Annotated in this window: 15 protein-coding genes; 8 read left to right on the top strand and 7 right to left on the bottom strand. The window is 60.7% G+C overall.

Annotated elements, in window-relative coordinates; translation table 11 throughout:
- Positions 1-229: 229 nt before the first annotated feature.
- From GGD46_RS30945 to xseA, 3 genes are all read right to left on the bottom strand, one after another.
- On the bottom strand, positions 230-652 hold the full coding sequence (locus GGD46_RS30945) for a VOC family protein (RefSeq protein WP_184711041.1): 423 nt from the start codon (positions 650-652) through the stop codon (positions 230-232).
- A gap of 218 nt (positions 653-870) precedes the next feature.
- A complete protein-coding gene (locus tag GGD46_RS30940) occupies positions 871-1,464 on the bottom strand; it encodes an NAD(P)H-dependent oxidoreductase (protein WP_184711039.1) in 594 nt (197 codons plus the stop codon).
- Entirely contained in the window at positions 1,464-3,080 is a 1,617-nt protein-coding gene (gene xseA / locus GGD46_RS30935) for an exodeoxyribonuclease VII large subunit (protein WP_184711037.1), read from the bottom strand. Before xseA ends, GGD46_RS30940 begins: the two co-directional genes overlap by 1 nt.
- A gap of 235 nt (positions 3,081-3,315) precedes the next feature.
- On the opposite strand from xseA, the gene GGD46_RS30930 reads away from it, so the two are divergent.
- Complete coding sequence (locus GGD46_RS30930; RefSeq protein WP_184711035.1) at positions 3,316-3,546, top strand: homogentisate export protein; 231 nt, start codon at positions 3,316-3,318, stop codon at positions 3,544-3,546.
- A gap of 78 nt (positions 3,547-3,624) precedes the next feature.
- Here the strand turns inward: GGD46_RS30930 and GGD46_RS30925 are convergent, their stop codons facing one another.
- Entirely contained in the window at positions 3,625-5,454 is a 1,830-nt protein-coding gene (locus tag GGD46_RS30925; RefSeq protein WP_184711033.1) for a hypothetical protein, read from the bottom strand.
- Positions 5,455-5,694: 240 nt separating this feature from the next.
- On the opposite strand from GGD46_RS30925, the gene GGD46_RS30920 reads away from it, so the two are divergent.
- Both GGD46_RS30920 and GGD46_RS30915 read left to right on the top strand, forming a co-directional pair.
- Positions 5,695-6,708, top strand: coding sequence for a glycosyltransferase (locus GGD46_RS30920; protein WP_184711031.1), 1,014 nt, complete (start codon positions 5,695-5,697; stop codon positions 6,706-6,708).
- The gene (locus GGD46_RS30915) at positions 6,705-7,091 is read left to right on the top strand and encodes a GtrA family protein (protein WP_184711029.1); all 387 of its coding nucleotides are present in this window, start codon (positions 6,705-6,707) and stop codon (positions 7,089-7,091) included. Before GGD46_RS30920 ends, GGD46_RS30915 begins: the two co-directional genes overlap by 4 nt.
- Positions 7,092-7,155: 64 nt before the next feature.
- On the opposite strand, the gene GGD46_RS30910 is transcribed toward GGD46_RS30915, so the two are convergent.
- Positions 7,156-8,142 (bottom strand): Gfo/Idh/MocA family protein, encoded by a 987-nt coding sequence (locus GGD46_RS30910; protein ID WP_184711027.1) that lies wholly within the window; start codon positions 8,140-8,142, stop codon positions 7,156-7,158.
- Positions 8,143-8,459: 317 nt separating this feature from the next.
- On the opposite strand from GGD46_RS30910, the gene GGD46_RS30905 reads away from it, so the two are divergent.
- The 4 genes from GGD46_RS30905 to GGD46_RS30890 all read left to right on the top strand — a co-directional run bounded on the left by GGD46_RS30905 (position 8,460) and on the right by GGD46_RS30890 (position 11,538).
- Positions 8,460-9,029, top strand: a complete 570-nt coding sequence (locus tag GGD46_RS30905; RefSeq protein WP_184711025.1) for a cysteine hydrolase family protein — start codon at positions 8,460-8,462, stop codon at positions 9,027-9,029.
- Positions 9,026-10,024: a GlxA family transcriptional regulator gene (locus tag GGD46_RS30900; protein ID WP_184711023.1), complete on the top strand. Its 999-nt coding sequence runs from the start codon at positions 9,026-9,028 to the stop codon at positions 10,022-10,024. The genes GGD46_RS30905 and GGD46_RS30900 overlap by 4 nt, the downstream gene beginning before the upstream one ends.
- A 106-nt stretch (positions 10,025-10,130) precedes the next feature.
- Positions 10,131-11,081: an aldo/keto reductase gene (locus tag GGD46_RS30895; protein ID WP_184711021.1), complete on the top strand. Its 951-nt coding sequence runs from the start codon at positions 10,131-10,133 to the stop codon at positions 11,079-11,081.
- Between the two features lie 13 nt (positions 11,082-11,094).
- Positions 11,095-11,538 (top strand): GNAT family N-acetyltransferase, encoded by a 444-nt coding sequence (locus GGD46_RS30890; RefSeq protein WP_184711018.1) that lies wholly within the window; start codon positions 11,095-11,097, stop codon positions 11,536-11,538.
- Here GGD46_RS30890 and GGD46_RS30885 read toward each other — a convergent pair.
- On the bottom strand, positions 11,528-12,145 hold the full coding sequence (locus GGD46_RS30885) for a hypothetical protein (protein ID WP_184711016.1): 618 nt from the start codon (positions 12,143-12,145) through the stop codon (positions 11,528-11,530). The genes GGD46_RS30890 and GGD46_RS30885 overlap by 11 nt on opposite strands.
- A gap of 115 nt (positions 12,146-12,260) precedes the next feature.
- Positions 12,261-13,154, bottom strand: coding sequence for a LysR family transcriptional regulator (locus GGD46_RS30880; RefSeq protein ID WP_184711014.1), 894 nt, complete (start codon positions 13,152-13,154; stop codon positions 12,261-12,263).
- A 130-nt stretch (positions 13,155-13,284) separates the two neighbouring features.
- On the opposite strand from GGD46_RS30880, the gene GGD46_RS30875 reads away from it, so the two are divergent.
- Entirely contained in the window at positions 13,285-14,280 is a 996-nt protein-coding gene (locus GGD46_RS30875) for an aldo/keto reductase (RefSeq protein ID WP_184711011.1), read from the top strand.
- Positions 14,281-14,518: the final 238 nt, after the last annotated feature.

The following is a 14,518-nucleotide window of genomic DNA, read 5'->3' as shown; positions in this document are numbered from 1 at the left end:
GCCAGAAGAGTGCGCCAACTACTTCTCAAACGCAGGCTACGCTTCCGTCAAAACATGAAACGCTCTAGAGCAATTCCAGGAAAAGTGCGCAGCGGTTTTCCGTCCGGAATTGCGTAGCAACAAAGGGATAGAGCGTTTCCGCGTTTCGGAGAAAGGCAGAAACGCTCTAAGCGTAACTGACGGCAATCTCAGAGAAGAGAAAGCGGGCCATGAGCCCGCTTTCTTGCATTTAGATGCCGAACGTCACCAAGCCGTTTTCATCGATCGGCCAGAAGGGATTCCAGGCGATTTCCCAGGCGTGATCGTCCGGATCGGCCACATAGCCGCGGAAACCGCCATGCGGTGGTGCATCGGCCTTGCGAAGCATGCTCCCGCCTGCCAGCACCAGTTGATCCATGACGGCGTCGACATCCTCACGCCTCGCGACATTATGCGCCAGCGAAAAGGCGCCGGGCGATTTCAGGCCTGGTCGGCCCATATCCTGCTCCAGCGACGAGAGCTTGAAGGTGCCGAGAACGAAGCCGTTCATCTGGTAGAAGACAATCTCCTCATTCTCGAAGACGGGCGTCCAGCCGAACCCCTCTGCATAGAAGCGTTTGGATCGATCGAGATCGAGAACACCGATGGTGATAACGGAAATCTGCTGTTGCATAACCAAGCCCTTTCGTTCGCCTCGCGAGATTGCGAGCCGTTCAGGGTCTTGGGCCGCTACCGAAGTAGTGGAAGGACCCGCAGAACGCGGGGGTTGGGCCAACCGCACCGACCTAACCTGTTTCAGACGGCGCAAGCTTCTCAGATTTGGAAAGTGGAATCAAGATGTCCGCCATGACGTCGACTCATTGCGCATCGCCGTGGTGTGTCTCGAAGTTCCTATCGGATATTCGCCAGAGCTTTCTTGACGCGGACAAGATGCGCCTTGCGTCCGGCATCGGTGACGCGATCCATGTCGTGCAGCGCCAACATGCGGAAATTCAACCGCTTGGCACAGAAGGCGGCAATGCCGCGTTTCAGCAGACGCCGCACCGGATTGCCCATGTAGAGATGCACGATCCACCAGGGCGAGCCGGTGGTCGTCAACGCCCAGAAGAGGCGGATATTGGTGAGCCTGGGCACGATGCGACCGCCGGCCGGATCGTGGGTGAAGGCGACATCAGGTGCAAATGCGCGATCGAAGAAGCCCTTGAGAATGGCCGGAAAATTGAACCACCATTGCGGAAAAACCAGGATCAACCCTTCGGCAGCGCGTAACCGTGCGACGATATCGCCGACACCTGACGTATCATAGGGCTGATCGAAATAGCCGCCGCGCTCGGCCTGCGAAAGCCGCGGATCGAAACCCTCGCGATAGAGATCAAGCAGGTCAACCTCGTGGCCGCCGGCAACGAGTGTTTCCTGCGCGACCTTCGCTACGGCCGCGGCAAAGCTGTCCTCCAGAGGGTGAGCCAAAACGAGCAGAATGCGCATCAGAATAGGCTTCCCTGCTTCGGTGGGGCGATGGGCTCTGCCGGCTTGGCGGCGCGCTTCTTCGAAGGCGATGCGCCTGATGGCGGCATGGACGAAGACGGTGGGACGGCAGCGTCGCCCGTGACTGCACCGATGCGACCGTCGGCAAACTCGATCGATATGGCCGCACCCGTCGAAAGCGCCACTGCCAGCGAAACCGGGCGATCGTCTTCATCACGCACGACGGCATAGCCGCGCTTCAGGACGTTCTTGTAGGAAAGCGACTGCAGGATACGCTCCTGTGCCACCAGTTCACTGCGCGCGCGGGTCAGCTGGTGGCGGATGGCAGTATCGGCCTGACGGGCGAGATTGCCGAGACGATCGCGGGCGCGACCCGTTTGCGCTTCGAGGCGCGAGGGCAGCGTGGCGAAGACGGCATCGGCCCGTTCGATACGGGCACGCGAACGGTCGAGCATGCGCTCGATGGTGCGCTCCGCACGGGTCATCCGCTCATTGAGCTGCTGGCGGCGCTCGGCGATCCGGTTGGACAGGATATCCGGCCGCAACTGCGAGGCCGTGCGCTCGAAAGATCGGCGCTTGTTCAGCGTGTTCAGCTCCAAGCCGCGGCCGAGGCCGGCGGCTGCCTCATCGAAGCGGCGGCGCGGCAAAGCGAGGATCTGATCGAGCGACGGCAGGGCGCGCAGCAACGCACGCACAGCCTGCCGCCGTTGATCCATCTGCCTGCCCACTCCGCCCTGCAGCCGCGCGGCGAGGCTTGCAAGCTGCGCCTCAAGTTCCGCTTTGACGGGCACGGCCATTTCAGCGGCACCCGTCGGCGTCGGAGCTCGCACGTCGGCGGCGTAGTCGATCAGAGTCCAGTCCGTCTCGTGCCCCACGGCCGAGATCAGCGGAATTTCGCTTGCAGCAGCAGCACGAACGACAGCCTCGTCGTTGAAACTCCAGAGATCCTCGAGACTACCGCCACCACGCGCAACGATCAGCACGTCCGGACGCGGGATCCGGCCGCCAGGCTCAAACTCGTTAAAGCCGCGAATGGCGTTCGCCACCTCGTCGCCCGAGCCCTCCCCCTGCACCTTGACCGGCCAGACCAGCACATGCACGGGGAAGCGATCGGAGATGCGGTGCAGGATATCGCGGATGACGGCGCCGGTCGGCGAGGTCACGACACCGATCACCTTTGGCATGAAGGGCAGCCTGCGCTTGCGCTCGGCATCGAAAAGGCCTTCGGCGCCGAGCTTGCGCTTACGCTCCTCCAGCAGCGCCATCAGCGCGCCGGCGCCGGCCGGCTCCAGGCTTTCGATGACGATCTGATATTTCGACGAACCCGGGAAGGTCGTCACCTTGCCGGTCGCGATAACCTCCATCCCCTCTTCAGGGCGGAATTTCAGCTTGGAAAAGCTACCTTTCCAGATGACCGCGTCGATACGGGACCGGTCGTCCTTCAGCGAGAAATAAGCATGGCCCGAGGAATGCGGCCCACGATAGCCCGAGATTTCCCCGCGCACGCGCACCTGATCGAACGCATTTTCGACGGTGCGCTTGATCGATCCGGATAATTCCGAAACGGAATATTCCGTCAAGTTCGAGGGCGAATCATTCTCAAAAAAGCTGCTCATGGCTTCTTTCTAGCTCAAGTCGTGGAAAATGCGGAGCCCGGCACATCATCCCTTCCATCGGAATCGATCGAAGGAAGCACCGCATGTGGTTTCGAACCGCAGGTGACGGTTGCGTGCGCCATAAACGCGCGGAGTTTATTACTTCAGCAAGCGTTAACCCTACGGACAAAGGCTTTCTTAGCCATCCGCGCGTAAAGCTGTGCAAACTGGTTCTTGGTAAAGAGGATATGGAGCGATGATATTCGCGACCGCCACGATCATCGGAATTGCCGCCGGCCTGCAGCGCTCCACCATCGGCGCCTTGCTCGGCGTGGCTCTGATGAGCATCGCCTTCATGGCGGCCGTCGCGATGTCGGTCACTCCGCCGCCGCTAACCACTTTGTTCATGGCACTCGGCGGCTACAACCTCGGCTTCATCGGCTATCTCGTGACAGCCGACGTGATGGAACACCGCCGCCGCGCCTGACGCGGATCCGCGCTTTCGAAACTCTCCGGGCCGTTCCTCTGGAAAGCCGCTGAGTACTTTTCTGGGAATTGCCTCTGCTCAACCCTGCGGCTTGAAACGGAAAAACCGGACGTCCGACTTGGGCGAGGCTGGCATCGGCTCCAGATAGGCAGGCACATCGCCGGCACTCAGTCGACCATACAGCCCTTTGGGATTGCGCTCGGACAATAGCTGTACCTGCGGATCTCCCTTGCAGAAGGCCACCAGCGTCACATGCGCCTTGTGCAACAGCGCTTCCGCCTCAGGCGGTTGAGCAAGTCCGATATTGAGCTCGGCCAGCATCCCATCGGGATCGCGATGATAGGGGCCGGAGAGCGTGCGGTGCGGCGTGAAGCGCAGAAGCGGCGCTCCCATATTGGAGGAGGCTGCAATCACGCCAGGCTCAAGACCGGCGATGGGCGCCAGCGCCCCCTTCGACGCGCAATCCACCGTTTCCTCGGCCTTGGGCGCCACAAAGGCGTTAGCAACACCTTTGAACGCCAGCGTGCCGCCTACGGCCCATACTGCCGGTACCGAGACCAGTGCCGTAACCACATAGATCAGGGATGCCCGGATGTTCTTGGTGTCTGCCACCGAAATCCGGCGCAACTCCGCAAGCAAAAGCGCCAATGGCGGGATGGCCAGCAGATTGGCGAATTCCGCGCCGCGGACCTGCACGAGCGTGATGATCCAATTGATGGCGATCAGAGCGATCAGAACCGCGTGCAGGCGAGCCCGCTCGCCGCGCAGTATACGGACCGCGCAGACGATCATCGCGATCAAGCTTGTCGCATAAAATGCGCCCAGCGTCTCCGGCTGTCGACGGATGATGGAGACGATCGACTGCGCCTCCGTTACCCGGCTCAGCCAGAGGTCCACCAGCATGGGATCCAGATCGGCAAGCGGATTGCGCAGGCATTGCGGCGCGAGTGCAACCGTCGTCGCCAACACGAATACGCCATTGGCGGCAAGCACCGCCAGGCGCCAGGGCCGCGACAGGCGACTGGCGAAAACCGCCGACAACAGCAGCCCGACGCAGCCGGCGCTGATTATGCCGTAGAAGCCGAGCGAGAGATTGTCGCAGGTGACCATCGAGTAGAAGCGCGGCGGCACGAGCGAGAAAAAGGCGGCACTGACGGCAATCGTCAACGTCAACGCGAAAGCCTTTGCTGCCGGCGCGAACAGCTCGCCATCCCACGCCCAAAGGCAGGCGACAGCCACGCAGGCGAAGGCCACGAAAGGCGTCGTTTCCGCGCCGATGCCGAGCTGGATGGCAAGAGCAACGGCAGCGATGGCAAAATTGCGGGGCTTATAGCTTTCGTCGACCAGCATGGCGACGGCCAACGCGACAAGACCGAGCTGGACATTGTCGTGATCGATGGATCCCAGTACGAAGCGCGGCGAGAGCACGACGAAGAGCGCGGTCAGCAGCAGCGAGAAGTGCATGCCTTCGACCCCTGCAATCCGGCGGCCCGCAAGGCCCATGAAGGCCATCAGCGGCACGATCAGCATCAGCGGCCAGACGGTCAGTGCTGCCGCCTCGGCGCCTTCGGGCGAAAAGAACATCCGGAAGAAGAGAATGAGGCCTGCAATCGGCAGATCGATGAAGCGCGACCAATGCATCAGCGTTCCGCCATCGAGGCCAAGCCGATATTGCATCATGTCGAACCAGCCCTGACCCGCGAGGAAATCGCGCACCTCGACCAGGCGCATGGCATCGTCATTGTCGGGGCCGACATAGTCGGCAAGGTTGCGGTGAATGACGAGCTGGGCAACGATGAGCAGAATGCAGTAGATCAACGGCACGAGAACAGGATGCGACCAGCGCGTGGACACTTTCCTGCCTGGTGCAGGCGCTGCTTCGGGCGACATTGTCAGCGTCTGCGTCATATACGGATAAACCCCGGACTTGAAGAATGTTCGGGGGATCACAGTAACGGCCGCCCATCAAAAAAAAGTAAAGCTGGTATCGGCCGCAATCGTCATCACGATAATGTTTTTTCCGGCGCAATCTCCGCCCATTTTTCCTTCGCAACCATAGGGTCTTATTAACAGGCAGCGCGATAAGCTCTCGTCTGGATCGTCCATCGGGTTACAACTTGATATCACGCCTAGGAAGCGGCCAAGATCATGTGGAATGAGAAGCTGAACATCGCCGTCCTGCTGCCCTGCTATAACGAAGCAGCCACGATCGGAAATGTCGTGCGCGGTTTTCGCGAAACCATTCCGCAAGCCAGCATCTATGTCTATGACAATAATTCCACCGATGGCACGGCGCTTCAGGCCATGCTTGCGGGCGCGAACGTGGTGCGTGAACGCCGGCAGGGCAAGGGTCATGTGGTGCGCCGCATGTTCGCCGACATCGAAGCCGATATCTATCTGATGGCCGATGGCGACGGCACCTATGCCCCCGAGGATGCCGAGGAGCTGATCCGCACGCTTTTGACCGAGGGGTCGGATATGGTCGTCGGCACCCGGCGTAACGTTCATAACGACGCCGGCCGACAGGGGCATGCCTTCGGCAACCGAATTTTCAACTGGCTCTACCGTTCGATCTTCGGCGCCGACTTCACGGACATCTTCTCCGGCTATCGCGCCTTCTCGCGCCGTTTCGTCAAGAGCTTTCCCGCCGTGTCGGGCGGTTTCGAGATCGAGACGGAAATGTCGGTTCACGCCTCGCGGCTGAAACTGCCTGTCAGCGAACTGGAACTCGATTACGGTCGGCGGCCGGAAGGCTCGCACTCGAAGCTCTCCACCTTCCGGGACGGTGGCAAGATCCTCTGGATGTTCGCCATGTTGATGAAGGAAACGCGGCCTTTCGCCTTCTTCGGCCTTCTCTGCGTCATTTGCTTCGAAATGAGCATCGGCTTCTCGATTCCTGTCTTCATCGAATTTTTCGAAACTGGGATGGTGTCCCGTCTGCCGAGCTGGATCCTCGCCGTGGCACTGGCGATGATTGCCTGTATGCTGTTTACGGCCGGCCTCATCCTCGACTCGGTCGCACGGGCACGCGCCGAACAGCTGCGCATCCATTACATGAGCCTCGCCAAACCGTCGTCGCGTGAGGCTGGCGATGAACGGACGGTCTACATGGCGGAACTCGAAAAGCCGGCAAGCCGGAAGAAAAGGGCGAAAGCCGCATGAAGAAGCTCTTTCGCTTCCTAATCGCCGGCGGCGTCGGTTTCGTGGTCGATGCCGGCGTACTGCATCTCATGCTCTGGTTCACACCCTTCGGCCCCTTCGTCGGCCGGGCCATTTCCATCCCGAGTGCGCTGCTCGCCACCTGGGTGCTCAACCGCAACTTCACCTTCGGCCGCTCCAACCGGTCGCTGGCGGCGGAAGGTTTTCGATACGGTTCGGTCGGACTGACATCGGCTCTGCTGAATTATGGCCTGTTCAGCTCGCTGCTGATATCCGCGCCGTCGCTACGACCAATCATAGCCCTGACTTTTGCCTCGGCGGCGGCGACGGCGTTCAGCTTCTTCGGCTATTCACGCTTCGTCTTCCGCCACCGGCAAAATCCCTGAGACGCTGCCCTCTTATTTCGACGTATCCGGACGGAAAAGTGTCGGGCACTTTCCTTGAAGTGCTTCAGACCGGTTCCCAGCCGTCTTTTTCGCTGGCGCGGTAAATGGCATCGATGACCTTCTGGTTGAGCTTCGAGCTTTCCAGCGACACGATTTCCGCGCCCTGGCCCAATGCCGCCGAAGCAAACGCTTCCGCCTCGCGCCTGTACTGCCTGGTGTCGGGGAAGCGGAATATCTGCGATTCCAGATGATTGCGATTGGTCAGTTCCAGCTCTTCCGCGCCATACCTGTCGGCGTTGAAGGGCGACTTCACCTCGATGAAGCCTTCGGTGCCGTGGAAGACCATGGCCTGCCGGTTTGCCATCTGCGTCGAGACGTAGAAGCTGAGATCGAAGTCGCCGAAATCGGCCTTGACGCTGGAATAGATATCGGTGCCGAATTCCGGATCGCGCTCCGTCGTCGCCTGAACGCGTAAGGGTTCGCGGCCCGTGACGAAACGAGTGCCGATCGTCGGGTAGACGCCGATATCGGGCAGACCGCCGCCGCCAAGCGCCGGGATATTGCGCATGTTGCCGGCATCGCGGTTGAAATAGGTGAAGACGCCCTGGACATGGCGCAGGCGGCCGATGGCGCCGTCGGCAAGCAGCGAACGAACCTTCCGCCAAAGCGGCGTATAGGTGAGCATGTAGGCTTCCGTCACCACGACCTTGTTGCGGTCGCGAGCAGCGATCAGGCTGTCGATTTGCTCGGCCTTCAGCACGATGGGCTTTTCGCAGAGCACGTGCTTGCCGGCATCGGCCGCCTTGATGGTCCATTCGGCATGCTGCGAAGTCGGCAAGGGGATGTAGACGGCGTCGATCTTGTCGGAGGCGAGCATCTCCTCATAGGAGCCGAAGGCATGCGGCACGGAGAAACGGTCGGCCATCTGCCGCGCACGAGCAAGATCGCGGCTGGCGATTGCGGTGACGACGCAATTCTCCGCATCCTGAATGGCTGGCACCACCACGTCGCGGCCGATCTTCGCCGTCGATAGAATTCCGAAACGCAGCATGATGTCTCTCCTGAAGCATCACCCGAAGCGGAGGGTCGCATAGCGATATTCGCGATGCTGCCCATCCGGCGGGATCCATTTGTGAACACGGTGGGTAAAGCGAAACGAGGTCATTCCGCTTTGGACGAAACCGGCGACAACCTTATTCGGCCATAAGCCAAGGCGCAACGCCTTGCGCTGTGAGTGCAGGCAAACATGGCTGCGCGACGGTGAATGCGTTATGGCCGTATTTGTCCCCTTTCTGTCTGCCAGATGGCTTTCGAAGTTTTCAAGGCAAGCCTAGTTTCGGCTATCCTTCAAGCACAGGAGATACGAAAATGTCCCATACGGATACCGCGCTACTCGTCATCGATGTTCAGGAATCCTTTCGTCAGCGCCCCTACTGGCGAGCCGACGACCTGCCTGAATTCACCAACCGCCTGCAGGCGCTGATCGACGGAGCCAAGGCAAAGGGCATTCCCGTCGTCCAGATTTTCCACGTCGAGGATAGCGACGCGCATTTCAGCCTGAAGAGCGGCTATGTGCGCAAGCTCGACGAGATTTCGCTCGATGCCGATGCCGTGTTTCACAAGCGCCGTCATTCGGCCCTCGTCGGCTCCGGCCTCGATGTCTGGCTGGTGGCCAACGGCATCCGCAAGGTCATCGTCTCCGGCATTCGCACCGAGCAATGCTGCGAAACCACGACCCGGCACGCATCCGATCTCGGCTATGAGGTCGACTATGTCACCGAGGCGACGCTAACCTTCCCGATGACGCATGCCTCGGGCATCGTTTTCAGCGTCGACGACATCAAGAAGCGCAGCGAGCTGGTGCTATCAGGCCGTTTTGCCCGCATCGCAACGGTCGAGGAAGCTCTCGCCGGCGCACCGATCCGGAGTGCCGCATGACACAAAGCGACCGACGCCCCCATCGGCGGATCATTCCCGTCTACGTGCTTCTGCCGCCCTATACGCTGCTGATGGACGTGGCGGGGCCGGTGGAGGTGTTGCGCCGCGCCAATATCGAACAGGACGATGTCTTGTTCGATTATCGTTTCATCGCCGCTCAGCCGTCGCAGACCACCTCGGTGGGGCTGATGCTTGCCGATCTGAAGCCGCTTCCGGATCACATTCCCGATGGCGCCTATGTCATCCTGTCGGGCAATGTCACGCCGCCTGACGATGCCGAGGATATAGAGCCTGAGCTCGCCAGGCTTTCGACCTGGCTGAGAGGCGCGATCCGGCCGGGCATCACCCTCGTCACCATTTGTTCGGGAGCTGTGCTCGCCGCCCGTGCGGGCCTGATGGACGGCTATGCCTGCACCACGCATGCCGCCTGCCTCGACGAGGTCAGGGAACATGCGCCGACTGCCAGGGTTCTCGACAACCGGCTCTATGTCGAGGATCGCGATCGATATTCGAGTGCCGGCATCACCACAGGCACGGACCTGATGCTGCACCTTGCCTCCAAGCTGACGTCGCCGATGACGGCGCTGACCATTGCCCGCCACATGGTCGTCTATATGCGGCGGACGGGCGCTGAGCCGCAGCTTTCGCCCTGGCTCAGCGGCCGCAACCATGTGCACCCCGCCATCCATCGCGTTCAGGATGCGATCATGGCCGACCCGGCCCATGGCTGGTCGCTCTCTGAGCTTGCCGGCATCGGCACGATGAGCGCGCGACATATTTCACGACTGTTTCAAGAGCATGCCGGCCTGTCGGTGACGGCTTATGTCAATCTGATGCGCGTGACGCTGGCGCGGGACGTGCTTACCAATTCGCGGCTGGACATGGAGCGCGTGGCGGAGAAATCCGGCTTCGCATCGCCACGCCACATGCGGCGCGTCTGGTCGAAGTACAACACGCTGCCGCCCAGCCACTATCGGCGCTCGACGGCGGAATAAAGAAATCGTTAGTAGCCTTTGGCCGGAAAGGCCGGTACCCTGCCGTATCCCTCCCTGCTGGCGCCTCCGACGCCGGCTTTTTGCTCAAGTGACTTGGAGAAATATCATGGACATGCGCAAGCTTGGACGAACCGATCTGTTTGTCGCCCCTATCGTTTTCGGCGGCAACGTCTTCGGCTGGACGGCCGATGAGAAAACCTCCTACGCACTGCTCGACGCCTTCTTCGACGCCGGCTTCAACACGATCGACACGGCCGATGTCTATTCGCGCTGGGTTCCCGGCAACAAGGGCGGCGATTCCGAAGAGATCATCGGCAAGTGGCTGAAGCAGGGCCGCGTTTCTCGCGACAAGGCCATCATCATCACCAAGGTCGGATCGGAGATGGGGCCGGACAAGAAAGGCCTCAAGGCCGATTACATCATCGAGGCGGCGGAGGCTTCGCTGAAGCGGCTGCAGACCGATCATATCGATCTCTATCTCTCGCACTGGCCGGATCCCGAGACGCCGCATGAGGAATCGCTTGCCGCCTATGCCAAGCTGAAGGAACAGGGCAAGATCCGCCATGTCGGCTGCTCGAACCTCGATGCGACGCAGCTCCAGGCTTCGCTCGATGCCGCCGCCAAGGCCGGCCTGCCGCGCTACGACGTGTTGCAACCCGAATACAATCTCTATGCCCGCGACAGCTTCGAGGGGCCGCTGGCGGATCTCTGCGTCAGGCAAGAGATCGGTGTCATCACCTATTTCAGCCTCGCCGCCGGCTTCCTGACCGGCAAATACCGCAGCAAGGCGGACACCGAGGGACGGGCGCGCGAGAACCGGGTTGCCGCCTATCTCGACGACAAGGGTCTGCGGATCCTCGCAGCGCTCGACAAGGTCGCGGCCGAAACCAGCGTGAAGCCCGCTGAGATCGCGCTTGCCTGGCTGCTGCGCAAGCGCGGCGTCACCGCGCCGATCGCCAGCGCCACTAGCCTCAGCCAGCTCGACGCGCTAATCAATTCGGCGAAGCTTTCGCTTTCCGACGAAGCCATGCGCCTGCTCGACGCAGCCGGCGAATAAGAGAGACAACCCGATGACCGTGACGATCCGAGACGCCAGACCTGAAGACGAAGCCCGCTGGCGTGCTCTGTGGGAGGGCTACCTCGCCTTCTACCGCGTCACCATCGCGCCCGAGATCACCGATGCAACCTGGCGCCGGGTCTTCGATCCGGCGTCGGCCATCTTCATGCGGGTAGCAGAGGTCGACAGCGAGGTGAAGGGTTTCACGCTCTGCATCACGCATGAGGGCACATGGACGCTCGCCCCCGACTGCTATCTGGAAGATCTGTTCGTCGATGAAAGCGCCAGAGGCCACGGCGTCGGCCGGGCGCTGCTCGACGATCTCGTCGCGCTCTGCAAGAAAAGCGGCTGGGCACGGCTTTACTGGCATACGGAAGAGACCAACGCGACAGCCCGCAAGCTCTACGATACCTATGTCGAGACGGACGGGCATATCCGCTACCGCGTCAAAATCTGAGCTTGGGAAAGCCCTCGTAAAGAGCCGAATGATCGCCCTCCCAATTGACCATGCCCGGCTTGGTCAGCATGCCGCGCGGGCTGACATAGCTTTGGATGATTCGCATCGGCCGCTCGTGCCATTGGATGTTGAAGGCCCACAGCTTCGGGAAGAAGCAAAGCGACGCATAGGGCAGATGATCGTGAATCCACCAGGCCAGCTTCTGCCAGTCGCCTTCATGGCTGTGGTGATCGATCAGCCACGGCACGACGATGCAAACCGCCGCGCCCATGCAGCCGTCAAGATCGCGCATGTCCCAGATATGGTGTGCGGCGGTGTGGGGATTGGTCGAGCAGTTCAGCCCGTTCCTGTTGCCGAAGGCGTTGACCTCGGGCGAGCGATAGCCCGAACGGATATGTAGCCGGCCAAAGGTCGCCTCCAGCGGCTCCAGCAATTCCTCGCAAAGCCGGCGGCCCGTCTCGATCGCAAGATCGGGATCCTCCGGAATATTGGGGATGCGATAGAAATCAGCGATTTCCGAATGCAGGAAATCGCGAAAGAAGAAGTTCTTCGACAGTCGGACACGTCCGAGATCTTCGAGCCCCTTCATCGACCCCGGTTTTCTCATCGCTGCAATCTCCCTTCTGAAACCATCCGATCAGTCGAGACGAGTTATGGCATTATCGATGCGCGATTTCTGTCAGCAGTCGCTGGTCGCTTGCTTCAACGCAACTCCGAATGCCCTAAGGCCCTGTATATTTGAAGAAATCGATAAAGGCCCTGAGCGCCGGGCGCATCTGGCGGCGGCTCGGGTAATAGATGCAGAAACCAGGATAGGGCGGACACCAATCCTCCAGAACACGGATGAGCTTGCCCTCGGCCAGCTCCTGCTGCACACGAATATCGAAGAGATAGGCGAGGCCGGCGCCATTGAGGGCGGCCAGGACACCGAGCCGATCCTCGATGACGATCAGAGGTCCCTCGATGGCAACGACCAATTCCCGGCCATCCTTCTCGAACTCCCAGCGATAGATCGAGCCATCGGCAAATCGCCGCTTGATGCAGCGGTGGTTGACGAGGTCGCGCGGATGCAGCGGCTTCGGATGCTTCTCGAAATAGGCCGGGGAGCCAGCGATGACGGTGCGGATATCAGGTGAGACCTTCACCGCGATCATATCGCCTTCGATGCTCTCCGCTAGCCGGATGCCGGCATCGTAGCCTTCCTTGACGATATTGCTGAAACCATCCTCGTTGGCGATCTCCAGTGTGATGTCCGGATAGGTATTGAGAAAATCGCCAAGCCGCGGCGCCATGAGAAGATCGGAAGCGAAGCGCGGGGCGGTGATGCGCAGCGTCCCGGCCGGGCGGCCTCGGGTCGCGAGCGTATCCTCCAAGGCGATGTCGATTTCCTCCAGGGCCGGCGCCAGCCGTTGCAACAGTGCCTGCCCCTCCTCGGTCGGCAGCACGCTGCGCGTGGTGCGCGCGAGCAGCCGCACACCGAGGCTTTCCTCCAGGCTGGACACGGCATGACTGACCGCGGACGGCGCGATCGACAATTCCTTGCCAGCAGCGCGAAAGCTGCGATGGGCGGCGACAGCGGCAAAAACCGCAAGTTGGGACAGCTGTGTTCGGTTCATTGATCTAAATTATAGAACAGCTTGTAAGGATTTGCATGGATTTTCATTCATTATGCAGGCCCCTACGTTGAGCTCGTAGGCAGCGGACATAAGCCCCTGCCGCTCCCATAAGGCTCAAGAGGAATACAACATGAAAACCCGCAGGCTTGGTAAGGATCTCACCGTTTCCGCCGTTGGACTTGGCTGCATGGGCATGAGCTTTGCCTATGGCGCTACCGACGAGGCCGAATCCGTCAAAACGCTTCTTCGCGCCGTCGATCTCGGCGTTACCTTCTTCGACACAGCCGAAGTCTATGGCCCCTTCACCAACGAGGAGCTGCTCGGCCGCGCACTGAAGCCCGTTCGCGACCGTGTGGTCATCGCCACCAAATTCGGCTTCAAGCTCGATCATACGAAAAGCGGCCCGGCGGCGATGATCGGCGTCGACAGCCGCCCCGAACATGTCAGGGAAGTCGCTGAAGCCTCCCTGAAGCGGCTCGGCACCGATGTCATCGACCTGTTCTACCAGCACCGCGTCGATCCGAACGTGCCGATCGAAGATACGGTTGGCGCCATGGCAGAACTGGTGAAAGAAGGCAAAGTGCGCACACTCGGCCTTTCCGAAGCCGGCTCCGCCACCATCCGCCGCGCCCACGCGGTGCATCCGATTGCCGCCGTACAGAGCGAATATTCGCTGTGGAGCCGCGATCCGGAAGAGGACGTGCTTGCCACCTGCCGCGAACTCGGTATCGGCTTCGTGCCCTATAGCCCGCTCGGTCGCGGCTTCCTGACCGGCGCAATCCAAAAGACGGATGATCTCGCCGCCGACGACTTCCGCCGGTCGCTGCCGCGCTTCCAGGGCGAGAACTTCGATGCCAACGCGGCTCTGGTCGCCCGGTTGCAATCGCTCGCCGAGGAAAGGGGCGTCACGGCGGCACAACTGGCGCTCGCATGGGTGCTGCACCAGGGCGACGACATCGTCCCGATCCCCGGCGCCCGTAAGCTGCATCATCTCGAGCAAAATGCGGCGGCAGCCGACATCGAACTTTCGCCGCAGGAAGTGAAGGAACTCGGCAACATTATCGCGCCCGACAGCATCGCCGGAAAGCGGTACAGTGATACCGCCCTCGCCATGACAAATATATGACGATTGAGGCGCCGCAAACGCCCTCTCAAAGACACCGGCCGAAGGGGCCGGTGTCATTCCGGGACTGAAAAGAAAAGTGAAGTGCCATCAAGGCACAGCGGAATATGCAAACCGCCTGATTTTCAGTCTTTTTCAATCTTCTAGACAGATCGCCATAGGCGTAAAACGCGTTCGTCCCTCCACGCTCGGTTGACAAACCGGCCTGAAATTTGAAGATTGCCGCCATCAAAAATGGGGT

The organism is Martinezella lusitana, assembly GCF_014207095.1.
Lineage (GTDB): Bacteria > Pseudomonadota > Alphaproteobacteria > Rhizobiales > Rhizobiaceae > Rhizobium > Rhizobium lusitanum_B.
Note: the sequence above shows the minus strand (reverse complement) of the source record. Positions and strands in the feature narration are given on the sequence as shown.